33 protein-coding genes are annotated in these 26,393 nt (G+C 66.3%); 20 read left to right on the top strand and 13 right to left on the bottom strand.

Features of this window, described 5'->3' with window-relative positions; all coding sequences use genetic code 11:
• Positions 1-2: 2 nt before the first annotated feature.
• Positions 3-1,142 carry an acyl-CoA dehydrogenase family protein gene (locus ACFO0A_RS11830; protein ID WP_379539208.1) on the bottom strand — a complete coding sequence of 380 codons (1,140 nt, stop codon included), beginning with the start codon at positions 1,140-1,142 and terminating at the stop codon, positions 3-5.
• 73 nt (positions 1,143-1,215) lie between these two features.
• Complete coding sequence (locus ACFO0A_RS11835; RefSeq protein ID WP_379539209.1) at positions 1,216-2,379, bottom strand: acyl-CoA dehydrogenase family protein; 1,164 nt, start codon at positions 2,377-2,379, stop codon at positions 1,216-1,218.
• A 177-nt stretch (positions 2,380-2,556) separates the two neighbouring features.
• Between ACFO0A_RS11835 and ACFO0A_RS11840 the strand changes: the two genes are divergently transcribed.
• The 6 genes from ACFO0A_RS11840 to ACFO0A_RS11865 all read left to right on the top strand — a co-directional run bounded on the left by ACFO0A_RS11840 (position 2,557) and on the right by ACFO0A_RS11865 (position 8,867).
• The gene (locus ACFO0A_RS11840) at positions 2,557-3,405 is read left to right on the top strand and encodes an SDR family NAD(P)-dependent oxidoreductase (protein ID WP_379539210.1); all 849 of its coding nucleotides are present in this window, start codon (positions 2,557-2,559) and stop codon (positions 3,403-3,405) included.
• Positions 3,402-4,835: an MFS transporter gene (locus ACFO0A_RS11845; protein WP_379539211.1), complete on the top strand. Its 1,434-nt coding sequence runs from the start codon at positions 3,402-3,404 to the stop codon at positions 4,833-4,835. Before ACFO0A_RS11840 ends, ACFO0A_RS11845 begins: the two co-directional genes overlap by 4 nt.
• Before the next feature lie 100 nt (positions 4,836-4,935).
• Positions 4,936-6,228, top strand: a complete 1,293-nt coding sequence (locus ACFO0A_RS11850) for an acyl-CoA dehydrogenase family protein (protein ID WP_379539212.1) — start codon at positions 4,936-4,938, stop codon at positions 6,226-6,228.
• Between the two features lie 73 nt (positions 6,229-6,301).
• Positions 6,302-7,396 carry a Zn-dependent alcohol dehydrogenase gene (locus tag ACFO0A_RS11855; protein WP_379539213.1) on the top strand — a complete coding sequence of 365 codons (1,095 nt, stop codon included), beginning with the start codon at positions 6,302-6,304 and terminating at the stop codon, positions 7,394-7,396.
• On the top strand, positions 7,393-8,475 hold the full coding sequence (locus tag ACFO0A_RS11860; protein ID WP_379539214.1) for a phosphotransferase family protein: 1,083 nt from the start codon (positions 7,393-7,395) through the stop codon (positions 8,473-8,475). Before ACFO0A_RS11855 ends, ACFO0A_RS11860 begins: the two co-directional genes overlap by 4 nt.
• Positions 8,476-8,507: 32 nt before the next feature.
• On the top strand, positions 8,508-8,867 hold the full coding sequence (locus ACFO0A_RS11865; protein WP_379539215.1) for a VOC family protein: 360 nt from the start codon (positions 8,508-8,510) through the stop codon (positions 8,865-8,867).
• 22 nt (positions 8,868-8,889) lie between these two features.
• On the opposite strand, the gene ACFO0A_RS11870 is transcribed toward ACFO0A_RS11865, so the two are convergent.
• Positions 8,890-11,304 (bottom strand): S8 family serine peptidase, encoded by a 2,415-nt coding sequence (locus ACFO0A_RS11870; RefSeq protein ID WP_379539216.1) that lies wholly within the window; start codon positions 11,302-11,304, stop codon positions 8,890-8,892.
• 203 nt (positions 11,305-11,507) lie between these two features.
• Between ACFO0A_RS11870 and dapD the strand changes: the two genes are divergently transcribed.
• From dapD to ACFO0A_RS11885, 3 genes are all read left to right on the top strand, one after another.
• A complete protein-coding gene (gene dapD, locus ACFO0A_RS11875) occupies positions 11,508-12,344 on the top strand; it encodes a 2,3,4,5-tetrahydropyridine-2,6-dicarboxylate N-succinyltransferase (RefSeq protein ID WP_379539217.1) in 837 nt (278 codons plus the stop codon).
• 83 nt (positions 12,345-12,427) lie between these two features.
• Positions 12,428-12,631, top strand: a complete 204-nt coding sequence (locus ACFO0A_RS11880; RefSeq protein ID WP_379539218.1) for a hypothetical protein — start codon at positions 12,428-12,430, stop codon at positions 12,629-12,631.
• Positions 12,632-12,638: 7 nt separating this feature from the next.
• Entirely contained in the window at positions 12,639-12,851 is a 213-nt protein-coding gene (locus ACFO0A_RS11885) for a hypervirulence associated TUDOR domain-containing protein (RefSeq protein WP_379539219.1), read from the top strand.
• Here the strand turns inward: ACFO0A_RS11885 and ACFO0A_RS11890 are convergent, their stop codons facing one another.
• Positions 12,852-13,667: a DUF72 domain-containing protein gene (locus ACFO0A_RS11890; protein ID WP_379539220.1), complete on the bottom strand. Its 816-nt coding sequence runs from the start codon at positions 13,665-13,667 to the stop codon at positions 12,852-12,854. It abuts the gene before it with no gap.
• A gap of 123 nt (positions 13,668-13,790) precedes the next feature.
• On the opposite strand from ACFO0A_RS11890, the gene ACFO0A_RS11895 reads away from it, so the two are divergent.
• Positions 13,791-14,231 (top strand): pyridoxamine 5'-phosphate oxidase family protein, encoded by a 441-nt coding sequence (locus ACFO0A_RS11895; RefSeq protein ID WP_379539221.1) that lies wholly within the window; start codon positions 13,791-13,793, stop codon positions 14,229-14,231.
• On the opposite strand, the gene ACFO0A_RS11900 is transcribed toward ACFO0A_RS11895, so the two are convergent.
• The gene (locus ACFO0A_RS11900; RefSeq protein WP_379539222.1) at positions 14,228-14,551 is read right to left on the bottom strand and encodes an FHA domain-containing protein; all 324 of its coding nucleotides are present in this window, start codon (positions 14,549-14,551) and stop codon (positions 14,228-14,230) included. The two genes, ACFO0A_RS11895 and ACFO0A_RS11900, sit on opposite strands and share 4 nt — an antisense overlap.
• 156 nt (positions 14,552-14,707) lie before the next feature.
• On the opposite strand from ACFO0A_RS11900, the gene ACFO0A_RS11905 reads away from it, so the two are divergent.
• From ACFO0A_RS11905 to ACFO0A_RS11920, 4 genes are all read left to right on the top strand, one after another.
• Entirely contained in the window at positions 14,708-15,217 is a 510-nt protein-coding gene (locus ACFO0A_RS11905; RefSeq protein WP_379539223.1) for a YybH family protein, read from the top strand.
• Positions 15,218-15,220: 3 nt separating this feature from the next.
• The gene (locus ACFO0A_RS11910) at positions 15,221-15,649 is read left to right on the top strand and encodes a DoxX family protein (RefSeq protein ID WP_379539224.1); all 429 of its coding nucleotides are present in this window, start codon (positions 15,221-15,223) and stop codon (positions 15,647-15,649) included.
• On the top strand, positions 15,646-16,110 hold the full coding sequence (locus ACFO0A_RS11915) for a hypothetical protein (RefSeq protein ID WP_379539225.1): 465 nt from the start codon (positions 15,646-15,648) through the stop codon (positions 16,108-16,110). The genes ACFO0A_RS11910 and ACFO0A_RS11915 overlap by 4 nt, the downstream gene beginning before the upstream one ends.
• A gap of 95 nt (positions 16,111-16,205) precedes the next feature.
• Positions 16,206-17,651 carry a S41 family peptidase gene (locus tag ACFO0A_RS11920; RefSeq protein WP_379539226.1) on the top strand — a complete coding sequence of 482 codons (1,446 nt, stop codon included), beginning with the start codon at positions 16,206-16,208 and terminating at the stop codon, positions 17,649-17,651.
• Between the two features lie 12 nt (positions 17,652-17,663).
• Here the strand turns inward: ACFO0A_RS11920 and ACFO0A_RS11925 are convergent, their stop codons facing one another.
• Complete coding sequence (locus ACFO0A_RS11925) at positions 17,664-18,227, bottom strand: YbhB/YbcL family Raf kinase inhibitor-like protein (protein WP_379539227.1); 564 nt, start codon at positions 18,225-18,227, stop codon at positions 17,664-17,666.
• A 171-nt stretch (positions 18,228-18,398) separates the two neighbouring features.
• On the opposite strand from ACFO0A_RS11925, the gene ACFO0A_RS11930 reads away from it, so the two are divergent.
• Complete coding sequence (locus tag ACFO0A_RS11930; RefSeq protein ID WP_379539228.1) at positions 18,399-18,680, top strand: DUF427 domain-containing protein; 282 nt, start codon at positions 18,399-18,401, stop codon at positions 18,678-18,680.
• Here the strand turns inward: ACFO0A_RS11930 and ACFO0A_RS11935 are convergent.
• Positions 18,677-19,156 carry a MaoC family dehydratase gene (locus ACFO0A_RS11935; RefSeq protein ID WP_379539229.1) on the bottom strand — a complete coding sequence of 160 codons (480 nt, stop codon included), beginning with the start codon at positions 19,154-19,156 and terminating at the stop codon, positions 18,677-18,679. The genes ACFO0A_RS11930 and ACFO0A_RS11935 overlap by 4 nt on opposite strands.
• Positions 19,157-19,245: 89 nt before the next feature.
• On the opposite strand from ACFO0A_RS11935, the gene ACFO0A_RS11940 reads away from it, so the two are divergent.
• Entirely contained in the window at positions 19,246-19,608 is a 363-nt protein-coding gene (locus ACFO0A_RS11940) for a hypothetical protein (RefSeq protein WP_379539230.1), read from the top strand.
• A gap of 31 nt (positions 19,609-19,639) precedes the next feature.
• Here the strand turns inward: ACFO0A_RS11940 and ACFO0A_RS11945 are convergent, their stop codons facing one another.
• Positions 19,640-20,554 (bottom strand): LysR family transcriptional regulator, encoded by a 915-nt coding sequence (locus ACFO0A_RS11945; RefSeq protein ID WP_379539231.1) that lies wholly within the window; start codon positions 20,552-20,554, stop codon positions 19,640-19,642.
• 403 nt (positions 20,555-20,957) lie between these two features.
• Here ACFO0A_RS11945 and ACFO0A_RS11950 point away from each other — a divergent pair, with 403 nt between their 5' ends.
• Together ACFO0A_RS11950 and ACFO0A_RS11955 are read left to right on the top strand one after the other, a co-directional pair.
• Positions 20,958-21,422, top strand: a complete 465-nt coding sequence (locus ACFO0A_RS11950) for a YaiI/YqxD family protein (protein ID WP_379539232.1) — start codon at positions 20,958-20,960, stop codon at positions 21,420-21,422.
• On the top strand, positions 21,423-21,611 hold the full coding sequence (locus ACFO0A_RS11955) for a hypothetical protein (protein ID WP_379539233.1): 189 nt from the start codon (positions 21,423-21,425) through the stop codon (positions 21,609-21,611). It abuts the gene before it with no gap.
• Positions 21,612-21,626: 15 nt separating this feature from the next.
• Here the strand turns inward: ACFO0A_RS11955 and ACFO0A_RS11960 are convergent, their stop codons facing one another.
• The 3 genes from ACFO0A_RS11960 to ACFO0A_RS11970 all read right to left on the bottom strand — a co-directional run bounded on the left by ACFO0A_RS11960 (position 21,627) and on the right by ACFO0A_RS11970 (position 23,260).
• Positions 21,627-22,202: a DUF3833 family protein gene (locus ACFO0A_RS11960; RefSeq protein WP_379539234.1), complete on the bottom strand. Its 576-nt coding sequence runs from the start codon at positions 22,200-22,202 to the stop codon at positions 21,627-21,629.
• Positions 22,199-22,594: a DUF1801 domain-containing protein gene (locus ACFO0A_RS11965; protein ID WP_379539235.1), complete on the bottom strand. Its 396-nt coding sequence runs from the start codon at positions 22,592-22,594 to the stop codon at positions 22,199-22,201. The genes ACFO0A_RS11960 and ACFO0A_RS11965 overlap by 4 nt, the downstream gene beginning before the upstream one ends.
• A gap of 249 nt (positions 22,595-22,843) precedes the next feature.
• Positions 22,844-23,260 carry a DUF6632 domain-containing protein gene (locus tag ACFO0A_RS11970; protein WP_379539236.1) on the bottom strand — a complete coding sequence of 139 codons (417 nt, stop codon included), beginning with the start codon at positions 23,258-23,260 and terminating at the stop codon, positions 22,844-22,846.
• Between the two features lie 134 nt (positions 23,261-23,394).
• Here ACFO0A_RS11970 and ACFO0A_RS11975 point away from each other — a divergent pair, with 134 nt between their 5' ends.
• Positions 23,395-23,715 carry an alkylphosphonate utilization protein gene (locus ACFO0A_RS11975; protein ID WP_379539237.1) on the top strand — a complete coding sequence of 107 codons (321 nt, stop codon included), beginning with the start codon at positions 23,395-23,397 and terminating at the stop codon, positions 23,713-23,715.
• Positions 23,716-23,765: 50 nt separating this feature from the next.
• Here the strand turns inward: ACFO0A_RS11975 and ACFO0A_RS11980 are convergent, their stop codons facing one another.
• Positions 23,766-24,170 carry a GFA family protein gene (locus tag ACFO0A_RS11980; protein ID WP_379539238.1) on the bottom strand — a complete coding sequence of 135 codons (405 nt, stop codon included), beginning with the start codon at positions 24,168-24,170 and terminating at the stop codon, positions 23,766-23,768.
• A gap of 200 nt (positions 24,171-24,370) precedes the next feature.
• Here ACFO0A_RS11980 and ACFO0A_RS11985 point away from each other — a divergent pair, with 200 nt between their 5' ends.
• Positions 24,371-24,715 carry an Mpo1-like protein gene (locus ACFO0A_RS11985; RefSeq protein WP_379539239.1) on the top strand — a complete coding sequence of 115 codons (345 nt, stop codon included), beginning with the start codon at positions 24,371-24,373 and terminating at the stop codon, positions 24,713-24,715.
• Here ACFO0A_RS11985 and ACFO0A_RS11990 read toward each other — a convergent pair.
• Complete coding sequence (locus ACFO0A_RS11990) at positions 24,712-26,259, bottom strand: anti-phage dCTP deaminase (protein ID WP_379539240.1); 1,548 nt, start codon at positions 26,257-26,259, stop codon at positions 24,712-24,714. The genes ACFO0A_RS11985 and ACFO0A_RS11990 overlap by 4 nt on opposite strands.
• Between the last annotated feature and the right edge of the window lie 134 nt (positions 26,260-26,393).

A 26,393-nucleotide genomic window follows, 5' to 3' on the forward strand; every position in this document is an offset into this window, starting at 1 on the left:
CCTCAATAACCGGAAAGCTGGGCCACGCGCTCGGCATGGTAGTAGGGATCGCCCATGAACTCGGCGAGCGCGCGGTCGCGCTTCATGTAGAGGCCGATGTCGTATTCGTCGGTCATCCCGATGCCGCCGTGCATCTGCACGCCTTCGCGTACCGCGAGGTTGCAGGCCTTGCCCGCCTTGGCCTTGGCGACCGACACCATCAGTTCGGCGCGGTCACTCCCCGCATCGAGCAACTGCTGCGCCTTGACCACGGCGGCCTGAGCGATCTCGACCTCGGAATAAAGGTGCGCAGCGCGGTGCTGGAGCGCCTGGAATTCGCCGATCAACTTGCCGAACTGCTTGCGCTGCTTCAGGTACTCGACCGTCATGTCCATCGCCCCGGCGGCTACACCGGTCTGCTCGGCGGCGGCGCCGACGCGTCCTGCGTCGAGGACGCGGTTCAGCAGCGCGCGGCCGCCGTCGATCTCGCCGATCACCGCGTCACCGTCGAGCTCGACGTTGTCGAAGGTCACATGGCTGGCCATCGCGCTGTCGACGAGCCGAACGCTGTTGTGGCCGATCCCGGCTGCGTCCTTGGGAACCGCGAAGAGCGTCACCCCATCGGTATCGGCATCGCCGCCCGAGGTGCGCGCGGCGACGATCAGGCAATCGGCCGACGCGCCCTGAACCACGAAATCCTTCTTGCCCGACAGGCGGAAACCGTTGCCCGCGCGCTCGGCCTTGCAGGCGATCCGCTCAGGGTGGTGCTTGGGGCCTTCGTCGATCGCGACCGCTACCACGCTGTCTCCGGCCACGATCCCGGGCAGCCAGCGCCCGCGCACCTCGTCCGATCCGGCGGCAAGCGCGGTCACGCCCATGACCGAGGTGGTGAGGAACGGCGAAGGGGTGAGGTTGCGGCCGATCTCGGCCAGAACGATGCCGGCCTCGACGTGGCCCATGCCCAGCCCGCCGTTCTCCTCGGGCACCAGCATTCCGGTAAGACCCATGCCGGCGAAATTCTTCCACAGTTCGTGGCCGAAGCCGTCCTTGCAGTTCTCGTCGCGCCAGCGGCGCAACTGCTTCTTGATGCTGCCCTCGTCGGCCATGAAGGCCGAGACGGTCTCGTGGAGCATCGCCTGATCGTCGTCGTGATAGAGTGGCATTTCGGTTCCCGTCCCAAAAGTCTGCCGGCCCGGGTCCGCGCCCGGCCGGATTGATCGTGTGTCGGTTCCGGCGTCAGGCGCCGGGAAGGTCGAGGATGCGCTTGGCGATGACGTTGAGCATCACTTCGCTGGTGCCGCCCTCGATCGAGTTCGCCTTGGTCCGCAGCCAGCCGCGCGGGCGCGCGCCGCCACCGCTTTCCTCGCTGTCCCACTCGAGCGCGGCGCTGCCGCCGGCAGACATGACCAGCTCGTTGCGGCGCTTGTTCAACTCGGTCCCGGCGTACTTCATCATGTTGGGCTGCGCCGGATGACCGCGCCCGACCTTGGCCTCGTCGAGGAACTTTTCGCTCATCGCGGTGAACGCAAGGCTGTCGACGTCGAACATCGCCAGCTCGGCGCGCAGGACCGGCTCGTCGAGCACGCCGCTGCGCGACAGGATCGCGCCGAGCGAACCCGCCCGGTCGCCGCCGCCGGTTGCCGAGATCATCTCGCGCTCATGCCCGAGGAGGTATTTCGCCACATCCCAGCCGCGATTGAGCTCGCCCACGATCTGGTCCTTGGGGACCACCACGTTGTCGAAGAACGTCTCGCAGAACGGCGAGTTGCCGCTGATCAGAAGGATCGGCTTGGTGCTGACGCCCGGTGTCGTCATGTCGAAAAGGAGGAAGCTGATCCCCTGGTACTTGTTCGTCTTGTCGGTGCGGACGAGGCAGAAGATCCAGTCGGCCTTGTCGGCATAGCTGGTCCAGATCTTCTGGCCGTTCACCACCCAGTGATCGCCCTTGTCCTCGCCGTAGGTCTGCAGCGACACCAGGTCCGAGCCCGAGCCGGGTTCGGAATAGCCCTGGCACCAGCGTATCTCGCCCCGCGCGATCTGGTTGAGGTAGTGACGCTTCTGCTCCTCGGTCCCGAACTTGAGCAATGCGGGTCCGAGCATCCAGATGCCGAAGCTGGACAGCGGCGGCCGCGCGTTGATCCGGGCCATTTCCTCGCGCCAGACCTTGGCCTCGGCCGCGCTCATCCCCGCGCCGCCATACTCCTTGGGCCAGTCGGGCACCGTGTAGCCCTTGGCCGCGCAGGCTTCCATCCACTGGCGCTGGGCGTCGTTCTTGAACTTGAAGTTGCGGCCGCCCCAGCACGCATCGTCCTCGTCGCGGACGGGCTCGCGCATCTCGGGCGGGCAGTTGGCTTCGAGCCAGGTGCGGATTTCCTGACGGAAGGCTTCGAGATCGGACATGGCTTCAGGGCTCCTCTTTGAATGCAGAGTATGTCGAACAGGGCGTCGCGCGCAAGGCGGACTTGGCCCGGTCCCGATGGCACCGCGATTCCGTAGCGTCGCGCATATCTGGCGTTGACGGTATCGTCTGCGCGCCTAAGCTGGCGCGCATAAAAGAACGTTTTGAGAGGATTGGGTATGGCTGGACGATTCGCCGGCAAGACGGTCATCATAACCGGGGCGGCTTCGGGGATCGGCAAGGCCGCCGTCCTTCTTTTCGCCGGCGAAGGCGCGACGGTCTATGCCGCCGACATCGACACCGAAGGTGGCGAAGCGCTGGCCCAGCAGTCCAACGGCATGATCCGCTTCCAGCATTGCGACGTCTGCAGGACCGAGGACATCAAGGCATTGATGGACCGTGCGGCAAGCGAGACGGGCGGAATCGACGTGGTGTTCAACAACGCCGGCGCGGGCGGCGACCGTGCCGCGATCGACGAGATCGAGCCGGCAGGCTGGGACCGCACCATGGACCTCCTGCTGCGGTCGGTGGCGTTCGGCATCCGTTATGCCGTGCCCCACATGAAGGGCCGCCCCGGAGCCGCGATCGTCAACACGTCGAGCGTCGCCGCGGTCGGACCTGGTTATTCGCCGACGACCTATGCGGTTGCCAAGGCGGGTGTCCTGCACCTCACCAAATGCGCAGCGACCGACCTCGCCCGCTACGGCATCAGGGTGAACGCGGTGCAGCCCGGCTTCATCAATACCAACATCTTCACCAGCTCGATCGAGATCGACAAGGCCAAGGTCCCGGCGGCCAATGCGATAATCGCGCAGATGTCGCAAAGCGCGCAGCCCGTGGCGCGCGGCGGCCAGCCCGACGATATCGCGCGCGCGGTCGCGTTCCTCGTCAGCGAAGAGGCCGGCTTCATCACCGGAACCTCGCTGATCGTGGACGGCGGCATCACCGTCGGTCCGCGTCATAGCTGGGATCCCGACATGCCCGGCCTCTTCCAGGCGCTCCAGCAGTTCGCGGATACGCCCGCGTGATCCCCATAAAGGGCCGTGTTCCGACCCGGCTCGCCGTTGCCAACGCCGTCGGAAGCATCGCCTACGGGGTGAAGGACAACGGCTTTTCGACGTTCCTGCTGCTGTTCTACAACCAGGTGCTGGGGATGGAGGCGCGGCTGGTCAGCTTCGCGCTGCTGGTCGCGCTGGTGTTCGACGGGTTTCTCGATCCCGTGATCGGCCATCTCAGCGATTCCACCCGCACCCGCTGGGGCCGCCGCCTGCCTTGGCTCTACCTTGCGGGCGTGCCGCTGGGGGTCGCCTGGTACGTGCTGTGGACCCCATCCGGCACGCCCAGCTTTCTCGTACTGGTCGCCAGCGCGGTGATCGTGCGCGGCCTCGTCGCCTGCGTCGAAGTGCCGTCCAATGCCCTGGTCCCCGAGATCACCCGCGATTACGACGAACGCACCCGGCTGGTGCGTTACCGTTACCTGTTCGGTTGGGCCGGCGGGCTGCTCATGCTCATGCTGGCCTATCAGGTGTTCCTGCCCGCCGACATGCTCGGCACCACGGGCTATCGCAATTTCGGCCTGACCGGCGCGATCCTCATCACCGGCACCGTCCTCCTGTCCGCGCTCTTCCAGCACCGTTACGTCGCGGTTCCGCCGCCGCCCCGCGCCGCTGGCGAGCATAAGCGCCTGGGTTCGGCCTTTTCCGACATCCGCGAATGCGTGACCCATCCCGCGTTCGTCGTCCTGCTGGTGGCGATCGCGCTGGGCTACATCAGCCAGGGCATCACCTTCTCGATCTCCAACTACCTGTACCTCTACGTCTGGCGGTTCTCGCCGCTGGCGTTCCAGCTTTACCCCTGGCTGCTGTTCGCCAGCGTGGTGGGCGCGTTCCTGTTCGTGGGTCCGCTCCAGCGCCGCTGGGGCAAGCGCGGCGTGGCAATCGGATCGGGACTGGTCGGCATGGCGCTTTGGGTCCTCCCGCTGACCTTGCGCAATTACGTGATTCCGCCCGGCAGCGGCGTGGCGGGCGCAACCCTGGCGTTGCTGTTCGCGTTCATCCTCGCCTCGAACATGGCGAGCGTGATCGCGATGATCTCGATCTCATCGATGGTCCCCGACGTGGTCGAGGCCAGCGAGGAGCAGACCGGGCGGCGTTCCGAAGGCACCTTCACCGCCGGCGGGCTGTTCGCCTCGAAGTGCGCGACCGGCATCGGAATTTTCGCGACCGGCCTGATCCTCGAGTATGCCGGGATGCCCGGAAAGGCGACGCCGGGGTCCGTGGCGCCCCAGATCATCGACCGGCTGACGATGACCTATGCCGTCATCCTGCTTGTCCTCGCGATCGTTCAGGCCACCGTCCTGCGTCGTTTCCCGATCAGCCGCGACGATCACATCGCCCGTCTCGCCGCGCTTGATGCAGCGGCCCGGGCCGATCCCGACGCTACCGGGGCGCACCCTTAAGCGCCCGCTTAAATGGAGGGGTTGTGCTTGCCCGCGACCCTCGCCAATGCAGAACGAAACGCCGCAGACTCGGCCGCGGCAAGAAGAGAGGACCCTGACCATGGATTTCGAACCGACCGAACGGCAGAAGCATTGGCGCGATCGGGTCCGCCAGTTCATCGACGCTCACGTCCGCCCGCGTTACGGCGAATACCGCCAGCAAAAGGCCGAAGGCGACCGCTGGAAGGTCCTGCCAGTGATCGAGGAGGAAAAGGCCCGCGCCAAGGCGCAAGGCATCTGGAACCTGTTCATGCCGCCGCGCTCGGGCCGCGCCCATGTCGATGACAGCTTCGAATTCGACGGCCCGGGCCTGACCAACCTCGAATACGCGCTCTGCGCCGAGGAAATGGGCCGCGCCGCGTTCGCCTCGGAAGTGTTCAACTGCTCGGCGCCCGACACCGGCAACATGGAAGTGCTCTACCGTTACGGCACGCGCGAGCAGAAGGAACGCTGGCTCCAGCCGCTGATGGACGGCAAGATCCGCTCCGCCTTCCTCATGACCGAACCCGCGGTGGCTTCGTCCGACGCGACCAACATCGAATGCTCGATCAAGCGCGACGGCGACGAATACGTGATCAACGGCCGCAAGTGGTGGTCGTCGGGTGCCGGCGATCCGCGCTGCGAGATCGCGATCGTCATGGGCAAGACCGACTTCGAGGCCCGCCGCCATGCCCAGCAGTCGATGGTGCTGATGGAACTCAATGCCCCCGGCGTCGAGATCATCCGCCACCTGCCGGTCTTCGGCTATGACGATGCCCCGCACGGGCACATGGAAATCCAGCTCAACGACGTGCGCGTGCCTGTCACGAACATGCTGCTGGGCGAAGGGCGCGGCTTCGAGATCGCGCAGGGCCGCCTTGGGCCGGGCCGCATTCACCACTGCATGCGCACCATCGGCGTGGCCGAGGAAGGCATCGCCAAGATGGCAAAGCGCCTTCAGGCGCGCGTCGCCTTCGGCAAGACCATCGCCGAGCAGTCGGTGTGGGAAGAGCGCATCGCCCGCGCCCGCATCGACATCGAGATGACTCGCCTGCTGTGCCTCAAGGCCGCGGACATGATGGACAAGGTGGGCAACAAGGCCGCTGCCGCCGAGATCGCGATGATCAAGGTCCAGGCGCCCAACATGGCGCTGTCGATCCTCGACAATGCGATCCAGGCCCACGGCGCGGGCGGCGTATCCGACGACTACGGCCTTGCCGAAGCATGGGCCCACCAGCGCACGCTGCGTCTCGCCGACGGTCCGGACGAGGTGCACAACCGCGCCATCGCGCGGATCGAGTTCGCCCGTCATTCGCCCAAGCCGGGCAACGATCCGGCCAGCTTTAGTTCCGGCGACGTGGGCGTTTCGCGCTAATCCATATCGGCCCCTGCCGCGATCCTTGCGGCAGGGGTTTGCCTTTTCCTTCTCTACCAAGCGGAGCAGCACCTTGGCCAAAGCCGCCATTCTCCAAGCCCCCGGACAGCCGCTGGTCATCGACCACGTGACGATCGACAAGCCCGGCCCGCACGAAGTGCTGATCCGCACCGCGGCCTGCGGGCTGTGTCACTCGGACCTCCACTTCATCGAGGGCACCTATCCCCACGCCCTTCCCGCGATCCCCGGGCACGAGGCCGCGGGCATCGTCGAGGCGGTGGGCAGCGAAGTGCGCACGGTGAAGGTTGGCGATGCCGTCGTGACCTGCCTGTCCGCATTCTGCGGCCACTGCGAATTCTGCGTCACCGGCCGCATGGCCCTTTGCATCAGCGGCGATACCCGGCGTGGCCCGGGCCAGCCCCCCCGCATCACCCGCTCGGACGACGGCTCGCCGGTCAACCAGATGCTCAACCTCTCGGCCTTCAGCGAGATGATGCTGATCCACGAGCATGCCTGCACCGCGATCGACCCCGAGATGCCGCTTGACCGGGCGGCGGTGATCGGCTGCGCGGTCACCACCGGGGCGGGCACGATCTTCAACGCCTGCAAGGTAACGCCGGGCGAAACCGTCGTCGTCGTCGGCTGCGGCGGCGTCGGCCTCGCCACGGTCAATGCCGCGAAGATCGCGGGCGCCGGGCGGATCATCGCTGCCGACCCCATCCCCGAAAAGCGCGAACTGGCGATGAAGCTGGGCGCAACCGACACCATCGACGCGCTGGCCAACGATGCCGCGGCGCAGATCGTCGAGATGACCAAGGGCGGGGTCGATCACGCGATCGAGGCGGTCGGCCGGCCGGCTTCGGCCGCGCTCGCTGTCGCCTCGCTTCGTCGCGGCGGCACCGCAACGATCCTCGGCATGATGCCGCTCAGCGAAAAGGTGGGGCTGAGCGCGATGGACCTGCTTTCGGGCAAGAAGCTGCAGGGCGCGATCATGGGCATGAACCATTTCCCGGTCGACATGCCCCGCCTCGTCGATTTCTATCTGCGCGGGATGCTCGACCTCGACTCGATCGTCGCCGAGCGCATCCCGCTTGAACAAGTGAACGAGGGCTTCGAGAAAATGAAGAAAGGCGATGTCGCCCGTTCGGTCATCGTGTTCGACCAATGACCGACGCTCCCCAGATCGACGCGCAGAAGCTGTTCACCGGAACGGTCGAGCCCGAAGGCGCCGACCGGCTCGACGAAGCGCGCCTTGCTGCCTGGATGGAAGCCAATGTCGAAGGCTTTCGCGGGCCGCTGAAGCTGACCAAGTTCAAGGGCGGGCAGTCCAATCCGACGTACCGGATCGACGCCGCTTCGGGCAGCTACGTGCTGCGGCGCAAGCCTTTCGGCCAGCTCCTGCCCTCGGCCCACGCCGTGGACCGCGAGTACCGCGTCCAGGCCGGGCTCTACAAGACAGGCTTCCCCGTCTCGCGCCAGTATGGCCTGTGCACCGACGATTCGGTGGTCGGAAGCTGGTTCTACATCATGGGGCTGGTCGACGGCCGCACGATCTGGGACGGATCGATGCCCGGCGCCCAGCCGGCCGAGCGCCGCGCCACATACGAGGCGATGATCGATACCCTGGCCGCGCTGCACAGCGTCGATCTTGCGGCAGCGGGGCTTGAGGAATTCGGCAAGCCCGGCAACTACTTCGGCCGTCAGGTCGACCGCTGGACCAAGCAGTACCGCCTCTCGGAAACCGAGCGGATGGAGCCGATGGAGCGATTGATCGAATGGCTGCCGGCGACACTGCCCGAGCAGGACCGCACGTCGGTCGTTCACGGCGACTACCGCATCGACAACATGATCTTCGCGCACGATCGCCCGGAGGTCCTTGCGGTGCTCGACTGGGAACTGTCGACGCTGGGCGATCCGCTGGCCGACTTCACCTATGTCGCGATGGCGTGGGTGACCGACAACGGTGGCCGCTCGGGCGTTGCCGACGTCGACCGCAAGGCGCTGGGCATCCCCGAACTGGACGAGGTCGTCGCCCGCTATTGCGCCGCGACGGGGCGTGAAAGCATCCCCGATCTCAACTGGTACTTCGCCTACAATTTCTTCCGCCTGGCGGGGATCATGCAGGGCATCAAGAAGCGGGTCATCGACGGCACCGCATCGAGCGCGCACGCGCGCGACATGTCGGACCGGGTGACGCCGCTGGCCGATCGAGCTTGGGACTTCGCGCTTAAGGCCGGCGCGCGCTAGACCGGGGGGTCGGCAACATCGGGGGGACGAGCATGGGCGTGACAGGGATCGGCGGGTTCTTCTTCCGCGCAGCCGACCCCGACCGCCTGCGCGACTGGTACGCCGAGCACCTCGGCGTGGGCTCGAAGCCCTACGGTTCGTGGGAGGTCCAGGCAGGGCCGAGCGTGTTCGCGCCGTTCCCCGCCGATACCGACTATTTCGCCGAGGACCGCCAGTGGATGCTCAATCTGCGGGTCGACGATCTCGATGCGCTGTGTGCTTCGCTGACCGAGGCGGGAATCGCGATGATCACGAAGCCGGAATGGAACATGCCCGGCGTCGGCCGGTTCGCCCGCATTCACGATCCGGAGGGCAATCCCATCGAGCTGTGGGAACCTGACGCGGAATCCTGACGCCGTTTCCGGCGCCTTCCCTTCAGAATCCCGTTGCCCACTTCACCGCGACGCCCTTGTCGTCGGGCAGGCTGGCATAGTGACCCGGGTCCTTGCGGTAATAGACGCTCGCCGCAGCGTCGCCGCCCCACAGGGTTCCGCGCCAGGCCAGTTCGCCCATAAGTTCGCGCCCTTGCGGGGTCAGTGGCATGAAGCGGGTGCCGTACGTCGTCGCCAGCGTTGCGTAGTCGTAAGCGACCGGCAGGTTGAAGGCGACTCCGCCCGATTCCACGCGGAGCGGCTGCGCGATGCGCAGCGCGAGGCGGTCATTGCGTTGCAACACCCCCACCTTCTCGAGATCGGCGGCGAACGCCTGGCTCAGCAGCCGCGATCCGCCGGTTATCGCGCCGCTGCGATCCGGCACCGTCAGCCCGCCGCGCCACGCGGCGCCAAGCCGGAGGTCCGGGGCGATCGCATAGCCGATCCGGGCATCGACAAAGGCGCTGTCCGCACCACCGCCCGCCAGCGCATCGTGGAATCGCGCGCCGAGCACGGTGCGGTCCTCGCGCAGCCATGACGCGCCAAGCGCCCCGTCGAGCGCACCATGTTGCGCGTCGAGGGTCACGCCGAAGCGCGACATCGTTTCCTGCTGCCGGCGCGAACGCAGGCTCTCGGCGAAGTGGGCGGGCGCGGTCAGCGCGTCGCCGGTCTCGGCACTGATCGTCAGGCCAAGCCCGCTGCCGACACCGCCCAGCGCCTGGCGCAAGGCCAGGGACGTGCGGTCCGCCTGGGCGAAACCGAAATCTTCGCCCGGAGCCTCGGCCACCAGAAACGCGGGCTGCCGCCGTGCGGCAAGCCGCGAGGCAAGCTCATCAGCGCCCTGGCCGTAGGCAAAGCCCAGCTGGCGGCCCTCGCCAACCTTGCCGGTGATGCTTGCGGCAAGGACGCGCGCCTGCTGCGCCTCACCCGCCGTCAGCCGCAACGGCGCGATCCAGTTCTGCGGGTGGCGCGCGTCGATCGTAAAGGCGAGCGCGAGGTCCCGGTTGCCCGCGGCGATATGGCGGACTTGCGCCGAAAGCGCCGGGGTCAGCCGCTGTGCGGCCTGCGCATGATGGACCGATTGGGCGAGGTCGACCGCAAAAGCGCGGGCGTATCCGTCCAGGATGATCGCACCGAGCGTCCCTTGCGCATCGCCCATCGCGGCACTGGTGACGGCCGTATCGTCGCCGAGCGGCAGCATCGAGGTGCCGCCAGCCAGGCTGGTGGTGCCCTGCGGCGAAAAGGCATTGGCGATGTCGAGGATACCGCGCCCGTAGATGCTGTCGGTGCCCGCCGCGCCCGCATCGCGCGCCGTCCGCAGCAGAAGATCGACGATCTGCGCGCCGCTCATGTTGGGGAACGCCTGCGCCACGAGCGCGACCGCGCCGCTGATCTGCGGCGCCGAGAAGCTGGTGCCGCTGACGACGGTCACGAACCGCTGGCCCGAGCTGTCGGTCGTGACCTTCAGGACGCCGTTCTGGTAGACGCAGCAAACGTCCTCACCCAGTCCGTTGAGGTAGTAGGCCGCGCTGTTGCCGGCGCGGTTGCTGAACGACGAAATGGTCCCGGCCATGTTGACCGAGCCCGCAATGATCACTTTGCCGGTGCCCGCCTGGAGCACCGAGCTGGCAAAGGGATCGGGCTGGTTCGGATCCACCGCCGGATCGGTGCTGTCGCCTCCGTTGCCCGCCGCGACGACGATCACCACGCCCGCTGCTGCCGCCCTGCCAATCGAATCGCGCAAGGTGGAATTGATCGTCGATCCGCCGACCGAAAGGTTGATTACCCGCGCCCCGGCCGAAACCGCCTTGTCGACGCCCGCCGCCAGCGCGTTGTCCGAGAAGGAGCAGCCGCTGTCTGGATTGCTCGAACTGAACGTCGCGCAGCTTCCGACGGTGTCGGCGCGCAGAACCTGGATGGTCGCATTATAGGCGACGCCCATGATCCCGGTGTTGTTGCGAGCGGCGGCAGCGATCAGCGCGACTTGGGTCCCGTGATCGTCCTCCTCCTGGATCGAGCGGCTGCCCGCGACGTCGGCTGATGCGGACGAGATGCGCCCGCTGAATTCGGGATTGGTGCGGTCGATCCCGGTATCGACGATCGCGAGCGTTACGCTCGATCCGGTCGCGCCCGCCTGCCAGGCCGGGATCGCCCGATGAAATTGCGGACCGTCCGACTGGCGATACTCGGCCGTGTCGAAGGTGCCGCCGGTCGACGTGGGCGTGGGCGTCGGGCTCGGCGAAGGGCTGGGCGTGGGCGCCGGATCTGGCGGAGACGGCGTGGGCGTGCTGGCGACCGGCGGCGGCGTGCTGCCGACCGATCCCCCGCCGCCGCCACACCCGGCAAGCAGCGCCGCACCGGCGCTGGTCACTGCGAGTGCCGCATAATACCCTGTCCGACGCGGCTTGATCGATGGCATGTGCATGTGCGCCCTGGCTGACCCGTTTCGAGGCGCGCGGCCCTATCACCAGGCGCCTGCCCCGTTCCTGAACGAATAGTACTAGACGCGAAAATGGTTAATTCCAGCTTGCCGTGCGCCTGGCCCGGCGGCCAGCTTGTCGCGTCGGACCTGCTGGGCTAGGCGCGCTGGGCCAGCAACAACCCCCGCAAGGAGATGCGCCCGTGACCGACCAGCTAGAAGCCGCGATCGAGGCCGCGTGGGAAGCGCGCGACACGGTTACGCCCGCAAGCTCCGAGGTGCGCAAGGCGGTCGAGGCGGCGCTCGCCCTGCTCGATGCCGGCAAGGCGCGGGTGGCCGAACCTGTCGGGGACGGTTGGCAAGTGAACCAGTGGCTCAAGAAGGCGGTGCTGCTGTCATTTCGCCTCAACGACAACGCGGTGGTCGAGAGCGGCGCCGGTGGCGCGCCGGCGTACGACAAGGTGCCTTCGAAGTTCGCAGGGTGGGGCGAGAACCGCTTCCGCGACGCGGGCTTTCGCGTCGTGCCCGGCGCGGTTGCGCGGCAGGGCGCCTACATCGCGCGCGGCGTCGTGCTGATGCCGTCGTTCGTGAACATCGGCGCCTACATCGACGAAGGCACGATGGTCGATACCTGGGCCACGGTCGGCAGCTGCGCCCAGATCGGGCGCAACGTCCATATCTCGGGCGGCGCGGGGATCGGCGGGGTGCTGGAACCGCTTCAGGCCGGGCCGGTGGTGATCGAGGACGGCGCCTTCATCGGCGCGCGCAGCGAGGTTGCCGAAGGCGTGCGCGTCGGCAAGGGCGCGGTGCTTTCGATGGGCGTCTATCTCGGCGCGTCGACCAAGATCGTCGACCGCGCGACCGGCCAGATCCATATGGGCGAGGTTCCGGCCTATGCCGTGGTCGTACCCGGCGCCCTTCCCGGCAAGCCGCTGCCGGACGGATCGCCCGGCCCGTCGCTCTATTGCGCGGTGATCGTGAAGACCGTCGATGCGCAGACGCGAAGCAAGACCGGCATCAACGAGCTGTTGCGGGATTGATGGACGCGGACCGCGAAGGAACCTAGAGTCGGGTCGAAGCGTAATGACCGGGTAACGGGATCGCATTCAAGGAACGGACGACCATGGAACGCCACGGGGAAGAAGTCGACGTCACCACCGAGGAAGCACGCGGCGGCTCGACCCCGCACATCGTGCGTTACGTCCTCGTCATCAGCCTGCTGCTCGCGGTCGTCGCCCTTTCGCTGATCTGGATCACCGGCGCGCTATCCAGCGATCAGCCCGCCAAGGTTGGCGACATCTCGGGTCAGGCCACGCCGCGGCAGTAACGATCCGGTGGCCGGGACACTTGCCAAGGGCACGAAGGTGAGCTGGACTTGGGGCGAAGGAACCGCCCACGGAACGATCGCCGAACGGTTCGAGCGGCGTGTGAGCCGAACGATCAAGGGCAAGCGGATCGTCCGCAACGGGACCGCCGAAAACCCCGCCCTGCTGATCGAGCAGGCCGATGGCGGAAGGGTTCTGAAGCGCGCCTCCGAGGTTTCCTGACTACCTGGCTAGCGCGCGGCGCAACGCCTGCGCGGCGGCGGGCGCCCGTTCCTTTGCTCCGTTGATGAAGAAGACGAACACCTCTCCCGCAGCGCCCTCGCCTGCCGCGCGGTCGCCCGCATAGGGCAGGCCAGGCGGACAGCGGCCGGTTGCCCAGGCCCGTGCAATCTCCGCGATCCTGGCTATCTCGGACTGCGAATACCCTGTCCTGACCTTCGCCTTCATCCCCTGAAGCCGTGCATAGGCGAGCGGCGCCGTGCGGTCGGCGATGGGCCTGCGGTCGGGATGGTCGGAGTAGCAGATCGCAACCCCCGCCGCCCGGGCCAGTGCCACGAACTCGGGGCACGCGAAGCTCGAGTGCCCGACCTCGATCACGTGGCGCAGCGGCAGGCCATCGACACTCGCCGGTAGCAGTGCGAGAAAAGCGGCGATGTCGTCAGGCTCGAACTGCTTCGTCGCCGCCAGTTGCCAGACGACGGGACCCAGCCGGTCTCCCAGCTCGGAAAGACCCTGCGCGAAGAAATTCGCCAGCCCCTCACCCGCGGTCGCCAGAACCTTGCGGTTTGTGACGAAGCGTGACCCCTTGAGAGCGAAGACGAACCCTTCCGGCGTCGCCGCGCGCCACGCAGCGAAGCTTTCGGGCGCCTGACGGCGATAGAACGTCGCGTTGATCTCTATGGCCGACACAGCGCGCGCCGCAAACGCCAGCTCGTCGGCCTGGCGCAGTCCTTCCGGAAAGAACACCCCGCCGCGCCACGCCGGGTAAGTCCACCCGCCGATTCCGGGGCGGATTGATGAATATTTCGCGCGGTCCATCCGCAGCCAACGCGTCGAAGCGTCGCGCGTTTCCGGTCTTACGCAGGGAAAGCCCGGAACGCGGACGCCGACCGGCGGTTAGTGTCACGAACCCCGTGAAATCGAACGAAAGGCACCCGACCGATGGCCAAAACCCTTGCCGAAATCTCCGAAGCGATGCGCGACATAGACTTCTGCACCCTGGCCACCCACGCGGAAGGCGGCGCGATCGGGGCCCGTCCGATGAGCAACAACCGCAACGTAGATTTCGACGGCGACGCCTGGTTCTTCACCTATGACGACCGGGTGATGATCAAGGATATCGAGCGAGACCCCAACGTTGGCGTGACCTATCTTGGCTCGGCCGGGCTGAAGGGAATGCTGGGCGCGCCCGGAATGTTCCTTCACGTCGAGGGAAGGGCCGAACTGGTCCGCGACCGCGCGACTTTCTCTGAGCACTGGGACAAGTCGCTCGACCGCTGGTTTCCGCAAGGGCCCGATACGCCGGGCACGATCATGATCAAGGTCCGCGCCTCGCGCATCCATTACTGGGACGGCGAGGAAGAAGGCGAACTTCGCGTCTAGACCCCGCGGGGCGCGCTACCCTGGATGAACACGATCGCCTGACGGCCGATCTCGATGACGTCGCCCGACGACAGCGCCGTGGGCGCGGTCACCGGGCGGCCGTTGACGCGGGTACCGTTCGTGCTGCCCAGGTCGCTGAGCAGGCAGGCTCCATCCTCGGCACGCGTGATGACCGCGTGATCGCGCGAGGCGAGCGTATCGGTCAGGACGACGGTGTTTTCCAGCGACCGGCCGAACCCGCAGGTTCCCGGCTGAGCGATGGGAACCTCGAAGCATTCGCCATCGCTTTCGAAGCGCACGAAAGTGTCGATTTCGGTCAAGCGTTCCCCATCATCCTAGCGTCGCGACCGCCCTGCTCGGCATCGTATCCGTTTGGCCTGCGGTTGCAAGGTAGCGGGTTTCTCCCTCGTTCGGGTTGACTCCGCGGCGCGGGCGGAATCCTATTCCCCCGGGGTCGCTTCCGAGAGGGGATTATCATGCACCGACAGGTTTTCCGCGGCCTTGCCCTTACCATCGTGCCCACGCTTGCTGCGCTGGGCGGATGCACCCCGCCAGCCGCGCCGCCGCCGGCCGCGATCATCGATACCGCCAAGATCGCCGACGCGGTCAAGGGCGACGTCGGCCAGTTGGTCACGACCTTCAACGCGCACGATGCGGCGATGACTGTCGCGCATGACGCCCCCGATTACGTCGGTATGTTCCACGGCGCGCCGAATGTCGTCGGCCCCGAGCAGGATCTTGCCGTCACGAAACGGCAGGTGTCGGACCCCGCCGCCAAGGTCGCCGTCAGTGACGAGGTCGTCGATGTCGCAAAGTCGGGCGAGATGGCCGTCTATCGCGCGACTTATGCTTTCACCTTCACCGATCCCAAATCGAAGGCTGTGGTGACCGAGCCGGGCAACTGGATCCTGGGCTACAAGGTGCAGGCAGACGGGACCTGGAAGATGGCATGGAGCGTCGTCTCGAACACGGGCGACGCGCGCTAGCAGATGGCGCGTGGACGGATCCGTATCGGGCTGCGCTGGCTGCTGGCGGTCTTCTACCTCGTCGCCGGCTACTTTCACCTGGCCCGGCCCGGCCCGTTCCTAACGATCACTCCGCATTGGGTACCATTTGCCCCCACGGTCATTTTCCTCACTGGGCTTGCCGAGTTGGCGGGGGCGGCGGCGCTGGTACAGCCATGGTCGGCAGGCTTGCGCCGGGCCGGCGGGATCGGGCTGGCGCTTTACGCGGTGTGCGTCTTCCCGGCCAATATCAATCACCTGATGATCGACATGGGTTCGCCGCATCCGACACTGGGCTGGGCCTACCATGTCCCGCGGATGTTCGCGCAGCCGCTGCTGGTGTGGCTGGCGCTGTGGTCCGCCCAAGTGATAGAGTGGCCGTTTGCCGCGCCGCGCCAGGAAGCCTCGGCATGAGCGACCGCGAGATCATGGAGGAGAGCCTCGTCGCCCTGGGCGACAGGTACGAGGGGCTGGCGGAGGAACTGTTCGCAACGCTCATCGCTTCGCGGCCCCAATATGCCGCAGCCTTCATCAACCCCGAGGCTGCGCGAGAGCGCATGACAGGCGAAACTCTCGAGGCGATGGTCGGACTGGCAGCGTCGGAATGGTGGGTAGACGGTGCCGTGACCAGCTTCGTGGACCTTCACCGCAACTATGCGGATTTCGACGCGGGCGATTACGAAGCCTGGATTCTCATGACCATCGCGGCGATAGAGCGGCGGGCGGGCAGCGACTGGCCCGCGGGGGCCAGCGCCGCCTGGGCGCGCCAGGCCGATGCCCTCAACGCAATCGTGGCTCGTGAACTCGCGGGCCACGCCGCCCGAGCGGCGAGGAAGCGATTGGCAGAACCCGCCGGAACGACCGCAACCGATTGAAGTCACTCGTCTTGTTCATCGCCGGGACTGGCGCGATGGTGTAGCGGTGACCGATTCGCCGGATCGCCGGCGCTGATCGGGTTGTGGAGTAAGGGATGCGCAAGGGTCGTTTTCCGGCGATGGTTGCCCTCGTGGCGATGCTGTCCGCGTGCGGCGGCGGTGGCGGCAGCACCACCGGCTCGCCGATCCAGGTAACGCCCGCGCCCGGCAGTTCGACTCCCACCCCCACCGCGACGACGACCGCCGGTTGCTCGCTGCGTGAGCGGCAGGACTGGACGCTTTCCCAACTGCGCGAATGGTACCTGTTCCCCGACCTGCTCGATACCGGCGCAAGCCCCGGCTCCTATACTACGGTTCAGGACTACATCGATGCCCTCGTCGCCCCGGCGCGGGCGCAGTCCAAGGACCGCTACTTCACCTACATCACCTCGATCGCCCAGGAGAACGCCTTCTACCAGCAGGGCGCCAGTGCCGGCTTCGGAGTGCGCCTGACCTACGATTCAACCGCGCAACGGGTGTTCGTGGCCGAAGCGTTCGAAGGCGCGCCCGCGCTTGCCGCGGGCATCGACCGGGGAACCGAGATCACCGCCATCGGCACCAGCACGTCCAATCTCCAGACGGTCAAGTCGCTGTTCACGGCCGGGGGCGCAGCAGCGGTCAGCGACGCGCTGGGACCATCGACCGCCGGCGTATCACGAGTGCTGCGAGTGATCATCAACGGGGTCCAGCAGGACCTGACCATCACCAAGACGAGCTACGAGCTTACCCCGGTATCGTCGCGCTATGGCGTGAAGGTCATCGATAACGGGGGGCAGAAGGTGGGCTACATCAACCTTCGCACGTTCATCGATTCGGCGGATCCGGCGCTCCGCAGCGCGGTCGACACGCTGCGCGCGCAGGGCATTACCAACGTCATCGTCGACCTGCGCTACAACGGTGGCGGCCTGGTCTCGATCTCCGAACTGTTCGGCAGCCTGCTGGGCGCCGGCCGCGCCGGGCAGGTGTTCAGCTACACCACTTTCCGGCCGGAAAAGTCGAACAACAACTCCACCCACAACTTCCAGCCGACCTCGCAGTCGATCGCGCCGATGAAGATCGCCTTCATCGGCACCACCTCGACAGCATCCGCCAGCGAACTGCTGATAAATGCCTTCAAGCCCTATCTCGGGGCCAATGCCGGGCTGATCGGCACGAACACCTACGGCAAGCCGGTGGGGCAGGTGGCGCTCGACAAGAGCAGTTGCGACGACCGCCTGCGCGCGATCGCCTTCCGCACCGAGAACGCCAACCACGAAGGCGACTACTACACCGGGCTTGCCACGCGCGTAGCGGCGAGCTGCGCCGCGTCGGACGATCTCTCGTTCCAGCTCGGCGATCCGAACGAAGCTTCAGTCAAGACCGCGCTCGATTTTCTTGCCGGCCGCAGTTGCACGCCGATCAGCACGAGCGGACAGACGACGCAGACGTTGCGTGCCTCCAGGCAAGTGCTGCAGGTCCCCAACGGCACGACCGAACAGCGTGAAGTGCCCGGCTCGTTCTAACCGGCGCCTGACCTAGCCCTCGCGCGAATAGGTTCCGGTCAGCACCGCGACGGCCAGGATCTGGCCTTCCATCTCGTCGAGGATCGCGTCGCGGTCGCTCCCCGGCGCAAGCTCCATCGGGATGTCGAGCGCGAAGAGCTGGAATACGTAGTCGTGCGGTCCGTGGCCGGCCGGCGGATCGGGCGCGAGCCACGCGTCCAGCTCCAAGGAATTGCGCCCGACGACGGGTGGGTCCTCGCCTTCAAGGATTTCTCCGGCTTCGGGCTCCATGCCCCAGCCCAGGAGATGGACGAAAGGTTCGGCCCCCGGCGCGTCCGGATCCTCGACCAGAAGCACAAGGCCCTCGGTGCCCGCCGGAGGATCGGTCCATGCCAGCGGCGGGGCGCAGGCGTCTTCCTCGTCAGCGGTGAACATCGGGTCGAGTTCCTCGCCATCGGCGAAGGCCGGGCTTGTCAGTGAAAACCCGCCCGCGCCAAGAAGGTCTTCATCGCCCAATCGCGCTACCGCCAGTTTCGCGTGGCCCGCGCGCGCGCCGCGCAGCGCTCGTCCCAGCCAGCCGGGAACATGTTCGAGCATCGTGATCCTTTCAGGAATTTGTGCGTTGCCAATTCAATCACCGGGGCCCGCCCGGCGTTCCCCGAAACGGGTCAAGGCGCCCGTCGCACTGGAACGCGCAACGTGCAATCGCCCATCGTCTTGATCGGCCTGATAGCGGGCCTATCTCGCATCCAGCAAGGAGATCGAGAGATGGCAGAAGCATGGTGGAACGGCACCCGGATCGCCCACAGCGACGACACCGTGATCGTCGAGGGTAATCATTACTTCCCCAGGACCGCGGTCGATCCCGCAGCCTTGCTGGAAAGCGCCACGACCAGCGTCTGTCCGTGGAAAGGCACCGCCCACTACTACTCCATAGAGGCGGGCGGCTCCCGCAATCCCGACGCCGCCTGGTACTATCCCGAGCCCAAGGAAGCGGCGTCGCAGATCAAGGATCGTATCGCCTTCTGGAAGGGCGTCGAGGTCCGCTAGCCGCGCGCAAGGCGAAGCAGGTACTTGTGCTCGCCATCCAGCACCAGCGCGCTGTGCTGGTTGTGGACCGTCGCGCGCATTGTGACGAGGCCGGTGGTACGTTGGGGGGTCAGGGCCGCGATCTCCAGCGCGGGGTAAAGCGTGTCGCCGGGATAGACCGCCTTCAGGAACTTCGCGCTAACCTCTACGAAACCGATCAGGGCGGGACCGATGACGTGCGGAAACATGCCCGCGCCGGCCGCGGTGAAGGCCAGCACCTGCAGGCCGTGCGCCAGCGGCGCGGGATGGCCCTGTGCAGCGCAATATTCCGCGTCGTAGTGGATCGGGTGATTGTCCAGGCTGAGCGTCTGGAAAGCCGCGAAGTTTCCGTCGCCCAGCGTACGTGATGGCAGGCGGAACATCTCTCCGATCTTCAGGTCCTCGAATCCGCGAAGCGGCAGAAGGTGGTGCTTTTCCGGATCGAAAGACTCGCTCATACTGGCACTTCCACTCGAAGGCGGGATGGACCCGTCGTTGCAACGCGTGCGTCTGACTGTTTCGGGCAGGCGAACGGGAAAGGGAGGATATGCCCACCGGATGGAGACTTGGCACCGCCGATCGCGTGCGCCTGCTGGCCCTGCGCCCGCCCCGCTACCCCAACGTCGATGCCGATCACGTCACGCTGACCGCGGGTCATGGTCATGATGCCGAACTGCCCGAGGAGGCGGTCGGCGCGCGCGTCGTCGGCCATGTTGACGACGGCCTCGGAGTGGAAGCGCTGGTGGTGGAGATCGGCGGTGTCACCCAGCGGCCGGACAGCGGCACCTGGCACATCACCTGGTCGCTGGCCGATGGGCGAAAGGCGCGCGAGAGCAACGACGTGATCGGCCGCCAGGGCTGGGAACCGTGGGACGGCGGACCCATAGCGCTTACGCCCGCAACCTGGTGATCGCGGCTATCTAAGGTAGCTTCTGCAGCGATCACGCAGCGTCGTTCCGCTCCCGCCCGGCGCTGGCGCGCGCGCCTGCGCCTGCGATCCTGGCCACCACCAGGTCGATCACCGCGCGCACGTGCGGCTGGCGCCGCGCGGCGTCGGTCGTCACCAGCCAGCAGGGCGTGGAAAATTCGGGGACCGGGGGCGCTAGCCGGACGAGGCCGCGAACGTCGTCCCCCATCATGCACGGAAGCACCGCCGCACCCAGGCCCGCCGTGGCACCAGCGATCACCGCCGAGAGCGCGTTAAAGCGGTGCGCCATCCGCACGCCGGGCAGGTTCGCGGAAATCCATTCGCCGATCCGGCCGGTCTGGTCGGCGCTCGACCCCACGAGCGGGTAGCGCGCGATATCCGCCACGCTGGACGGGCGGCCCAGCCGGGTCACGAGGTCGCGGCTGGCGTAGAAGCATTCGTCGAGATCGGTCAGGTGCCGTACGATGAGCGATTCCTGCGTCGGCCGGCTGCCGAAACGGATCGCGACCTCCGCCTCCCCCCGCGCGAGGTCGAGCATCTCGTACGAGGAGATAACCTCGACTTCGATCTCTGGATGGGCCTCGTGCAGCGCCGGCAGCGCGGGGATAACCCAGGCGTTGGCGGCGCTTTCCACCGTGGTCAGTCTCACCGTGCCCGAAAGCCGGCGAGTCTCGGCATCGACGGCGTGGCCGAAACGATGGACCGCGGCCTCCACCTCTTGCGCCTGTTCGAGCAGAGCTTGGCCGCGCGGGGTTAGTGCGTAACCGGCGGGGCTGCGCGAGAACAGGGCGACGCCAAGCGCTTCCTCGAGCACCGCGATCCGGCGCGACACGGTGGCCTGGCTTACCTGCAGCGCCCTCGCCGCGCTGAGCGTGGAGCCGCTGCGCGCCACGGCGAGGAAAAATCGCAGATCGTTCCACTCGAACACTAGCCCGCCCCCTTCCCGAAGGCCGCGCCCGCGGCGTGTCGCGGTTATGCATTTGCGGATAGCCGGCTTGCAACAACAGTGTTCACGCTTGCCGGGCCCGAGGGACTATCTGGGTTCTACAGCGCGGGACACAAGGCCCGCCACCACCGAGAAGAGGAGAACCGAAATGTCCACGACCCGCCTCAACGCAGCCGCCGCCGCAATCGCCGCCACCGCGTTCAGCTTTGCCTTCGTGCTGCTGGCCATGCCCGCCTCGCTGCTCACCGCGACGGGTGTCGGCGCCTGACCCCGCCCAACAGCCCGCCCATGCCCCCAGTCTGAGGCCCGGCAGCCACTGCGGCGCCGGGCCTTTTTTCATGCCGGCGCTTGTAGGCCTGCCGGCAAAGTGCGAACCGCACCGGCGATGACGCCCGCTTCTCCCCGCATTCTCGTCGATGCCGATGCCTGCCCGGTGAAAGACGAGATCTACAAGGTCGCCTGGCGCCGCGAGGTGCCGGTGACGATCGTCAGCAACGCCTTCCTGCGCATCCCCCAGCATCCGCTGGTGAGCCGCGTAGTGGTGTCCGACAGCTTCGACGCCGCCGACGACTGGATCGCCGAGCAGGCCGACGCCGCCAGCGTGGTCGTCACCGCCGACATCCTCCTGGCCGACCGCTGCCTGAAGGCCGGGGCGACCGTCCTTTCCCCCGCGGGCAAGCCGTTCACCACCGCATCCATCGGGGCGCAGGTGGCGACGCGGGCGATCATGGCCGACCTGCGCGCCGGGGCCGACGGGATCACGGGCGGCCCCGCCCCGTTCGCCAAGGCCGACCGCTCGCGCTTTCTCCAGGCGCTCGACACCGCGCTGGCCCGGCTCCAGCGCCCCTGATTGGACAAGGCGCCGGTTCGGGCGCAGGAGTTGGCGACGGGGCGGCCCGCCCCGCCGGAGAGTGACGCCATGGCCAAGAGCCAGAAGAAATCGAACAAGGAAGTCCGCAAGCCCAAGGCGGAAAAACCCAGGAAGCAGAACGCCTCGAACCCCTCGCAAAAGGGCATCATGGCCAAGGAGACGAAGTAGCGCCCTCCGCCCCGATCAGTCGCGGGTGATCGTCTCGGCCAGCGTGGCCACGGTCAGCCCCAGCTTCTTCACCTTCATCATGTTGCGCGCGCTGCGCCCGTTGGGGGCCAGCGTGATCGCCTGGGCGATGCCCATCCCGTCGGTCGAGGTATAGGCGATGGTCAGCACCGGCCCGGCGACCGTGGCGGTGACCGGCCCGCGCGCGTCGGTAAGCGTCCCCGCATAGCGCCCCGGCGCCACCTCGCGCAGCCGCCACTGCCGCTCGCGCGTCCTTTCGCCGGCGATCGTGACCGTCTGGTCGAGCACCAGCGTCCCGCCGTGCTCCACCCGCCCGCGCCCGACGACATGGGTCGCCACGCTGCGCGAGAACACTTTCTTGAGCCTGCCCTCGCCCGTCGTGGCGCCGCTGAAGAATGCGACCGGATCGAACCCGCGCACCGCGGGCGTCGCCGCGGGCGCGGCCCCGGCGGAAGCGCAGGCGGCCACCGCTACGGCGGCGATCAGGGCGAGCGGCGCGCGAACGAGCCATGCAGTGAGCATCATCCCCGCCCCAACGCGCCTGCGCCGCGAAAGCTCCCCGTCCCGGCTCATCGCCTGGCCGCCTTGGCCGCATTGCGCGCGGCGGCTTCGCGGACCAGCGCCTTGAACGCGGCGGCATCCACCTCGTCGCCCTCGCCCAGGTCGATCGCGCGGCGGACGTTGCCGTCGAGGCTGGCGTTGAACAGCCCCGCCGGGTCCGCCAGGTCAGCCCCGTTGGCAAAGGTCAGCTTGACCTTGTCCTTGTAGGTTTCGCCGGTGCACAGGATGCCGCCGTGCTCCCACACCGGAACGCCCGCGGGGTTTGAGGGCTTGGCCCACTTCACCGTCTCCTCCACCTCGGGCAAGGCCTCGCGGATCAGCTTGCGCAGGCGGGCGAGCGTCTTGCCGCGCCAGTCGCCCAGCGAAGCGATCTTCGCGTCGATGCGGTCGGAAGCGTCGGTCATCGGCCAATGTTCTCCTGCCCGCAAGGCGCGCCCAGGGTTACACAAGTTACACGGGGTGACACTGGCGTCCCCCGGCCCAAGCCCGCACAGCCCCGCGCTTTTCGCGGCAAATCCCGGCAATTTCGGACGCGGGAGAAAATAAAATGTTCTTTCGCCATCGCGCAACGATCTTGCGGCGACCGTCCGGGGCGAAGGCAGGCGGAATCGTCGGGCGCTGGCATGCCCCCGACGATCCACCAAACCGCGCGGTTAGGAAAACGCTTTCTGCGTTCCCGCCCGTTCGCCGCCCGCGCCACGCTCACGCGCCAGCAGCGGGCCGAGCACCAGCGCGACGAGCAGCAGCGCCGGTACGTCGCCCGTCAGGTGCCCGCCGTGCATCGGGTTGCCATAGGATTCCACCGCCATGATCGCGGCGTGGACCACGCTGGAGGCCACGGTGAAGCGGATCAGCGACGCGTTGGCCAACGGATCGCGCGCGCCCAGGATCAGCATCACGCCCAGCGTGAGGTAGATGCCGACGATCATCAGGAAATAGTTGTCGGCGGCGGGCGGCCCCTCATGCCAGGCCCACCCCGACGGCCAGACGATCGCGAGCGGATAGACGAGGCAGAACACGATCCCGAACAGGACCATGGCGATTTGCAGGTATGAGTATTTGCCGACCATGACGATGCGCCTCCCAACGCATTGGGTGCGACCACGAAAACGAGGTTACGCTCGTTTGGGGGCGATGCAATGGTCACGGTGCTTCTGGCCAACCGCGCCGCGCCGTGCGAGGAGCCCGCGACAGGAGAAGCGCTATGTCGAGTGGTGATCAGGGCGACGATGAAGACTACGTGTTCGACGAGGACAGCGGCGAATGGATGCCCGCCTCGCAGCTCGCCGCCCGGCGCGCCGCCGAAGGCGCGGTCGAGGTGCGCGACGCGGTGGGCAACCTGCTTGCCGACGGCGACCAGGTGACGCTGATCAAGGACCTGGAGGTCAAGGGCGCGGGCCGCACGCTGAAACAGGGCACCGTGATCAAGTCGATCCGCCTCACCGGCGACGCGCAGGAAATCGACTGCCGCTTCGAAGGGATCAAGGGCCTGGTGCTGCGGGCGGAGTTCGTAAGGAAGCGCTAGTCGAGCGAAACGCACTCATCATGCGGCTGACGCCCCACCGTTGAGCGCTCTTATCCCGGGTTGCCCGGCATCCCCGGCACATCGGGAATCACCACCCAGTTCTGCTTGCTCTTCGTCCAGAACTGGATCTGCGGGGCGAAGGTCGAGGTGTCGTCGAGCGAGCCGGCCTTGATGAAGATCATGTCGGGCTGCGCGGGAACGCGAGTGAAGACTGGGGAGCCGCAGGTCGGGCAGAACTGGCGGTGAACCTCGTTGCCCGTCTCGCTGTGGTCGACGTAGGTGCGCAGCTCGCCCGTTACGGTCACCGCGTTCAGCGGCAGGGCGATCAGCATCGACCAGCCGCTTCCTGCCTGGCGCTGGCAGTTCTTGCAGTGGCACACCGCCTGCATCAGCGGCTCGCCCTCGAAGCTGTAGCGCACCGCGCCGCACAGGCATCCGCCGGTCTTCGTCGTCATTGCTCGCTCTCCCGCCGATCGCGCCACTTGCGCTCGTTCAAGTGTTGAGGGCCGGCGCGCCCGGCCGCTGCTCGTTCACCCTTTCGCCCGATGTGCGGCGCGATGGCAAGGACCAAGGTGGCTTCGGCGGGGGCGCGAGACAGCACCCCTCGACAACCGCCTTGCGTCCCCGCGCCCGGCGGCGCAGCATCGCGGGCCGAATGACCGATACCCCCGCCACCCGCTACGCCACGTTCGCCGAGTTCTGGCCGTTCTACCTGCGCGAGCACGCGCGCCCCCTCACCCGCGCGCTGCATTATATCGGGACCACCCTCGTAGTGGCGGTGGCCGTGTTCGCCATTGCGACGGGCCGCTGGTGGTGGCTGCTGGCGATGCCGGTGGCGGGCTACTTCTTTGCGTGGCTCGCGCACTTCGCGGTCGAGAAGAACCGCCCCGCGACCTTCACCTACCCCCTATGGAGCCTCGCCGCCGACTTCCGCATGTGGTGGCTGTGGCTGACCGGGCGGCTGGGGGCGGAGTTAAGGGCGGCGGGGTTGTGTATTTAGGCTAATAATATGAAATCGCCCTCGATTTTGTCGATCTCGATCTCTTCCAATTCGATATATTTCGGGAGTGACTGAGGGATGAGCGGCTGAGGAATGTCCCCCTCCGAATACCAAGTCTTCGCCTCGCCCCCTTTTTTCCGGACCCCTTTTTCAAATATGTCTCGATAGCGGAATGGCGAGATGCCTAGGAAAGGCAGGAAAGACACCTTATTAACACTAGTCTTCTCAATCTCGATTTCGTTCGAGTGGAGCTGTTTGGCTCTACTCTTTGGATAGGGTTCTAAGAAATGAACTCTTTTTATGCCGCTGGCTATGATATGCTTCGTACAATTGTGACATGGGAATGTAGTCACATAGAGCACAGAGCCCTTAATAGCTTTACCCAACCGCGCGGCATCGCAAATCGAAACCATTTCCGCGTGAACTACCCGGCCATATTCTGTGAGGTCGCTGACTTGCGAGTCCTTCAAGCAGCCGTGGTGTGAACCGGTGGTGGGGCCTCGACCTAGAAGCTGCTCCACGAAGCCGTCGGACGAAACATCATTGCCATCTGGACAGCTTAACAATCCGGCCACGGATAGCTTCTCAAGGAGATCCCGAATAACATCCTTTTTGAGCACGTCGTTAGGATCGTATCCCAAGCGAACATCTCGGAAATCAGGCTCTTCGCCAGACCAGTAGGTTCCTCCGAACGCGCGCGGCACCTCGTTGCAACCCTGCGCGACAATCTCCCCATCTGGGGTGAAGATCGCAGAACCCACTTGACGAGATAGATCGGTCGAGCGGAGAGATGCCGCCTTTGCGGCATACATTCCATATTCTGTCTTGGTCGGTCCGATATCGACCCGCCCAAAAAATGCCTGAAAGAAGCGCTCCAGACCAGGCCGCATCTGGTCGCGATTGATGCCGTCGACAAACACGTCCGCGAGGTGAAACGTATCGCGAAGATGCTGCGTCGTCTTGGCTTGGCCTTCGTGCTGATCCCGGAGGAGCAAACTCCAAGCCTTTTCAACGATCTCGGGATGCTCTGCAGAAAGGGGGAGGCTTGCTCGCCCCTTCTCCACAACCCGTTCCAACCGATGCTCTTCGCTCCCGTATCCTGATATGAGCACGAAGCGCTTATCGTAGATCCTACGGAGTAGAAGCACCTCCTCCGGTCGTTTGAGTTGGCGGATGATGAACGCGGTCTCTGATAGAACCTCCGCCTCTGATCCTTTCAGACCGAGAAGCTCATTCCTATGCTCTCTGATGCCCTGGATAATGAGGCGGATGAGAGCATCAGGGGAACCGGCCAACTCGCAAAGCTTGTTTGCGTAGTCCATTTTGAAGTTCATGGCGGCGAAGTAATCTTTGCCGGTGGCTTGGACCCCCGGCGCTTCGTAGCGCGTCATGAGATCGGTTACGCGCACCGTGCGATGGTCGTAGCCGACATGGCCCAAGGCACGACCAACTTCCTCGGCCATTGCCTCAATGTCGATGCCAATTGGTCCAGCTAAACCGATTACAATTTCAGGGTGACTCAAAAGCCTCAGTTGGTCTGCCATTGCGCGCGTTCAGCCTCACCCTCGTTGCCTTATGAAGCTTCGTAAGCTTTAACCTACATCCGAGCAAACCAAGGGGAGAACGCTATGCCAAAAACGGACGAAAATTCCGGTAAATCTGCTTGGAAGGCTAGCGA

Origin of the sequence: Novosphingobium tardum (assembly GCF_042652045.1) — a bacterium.
Taxonomy (GTDB): Bacteria; Pseudomonadota; Alphaproteobacteria; order Sphingomonadales; family Sphingomonadaceae; genus Novosphingobium; species Novosphingobium tardum.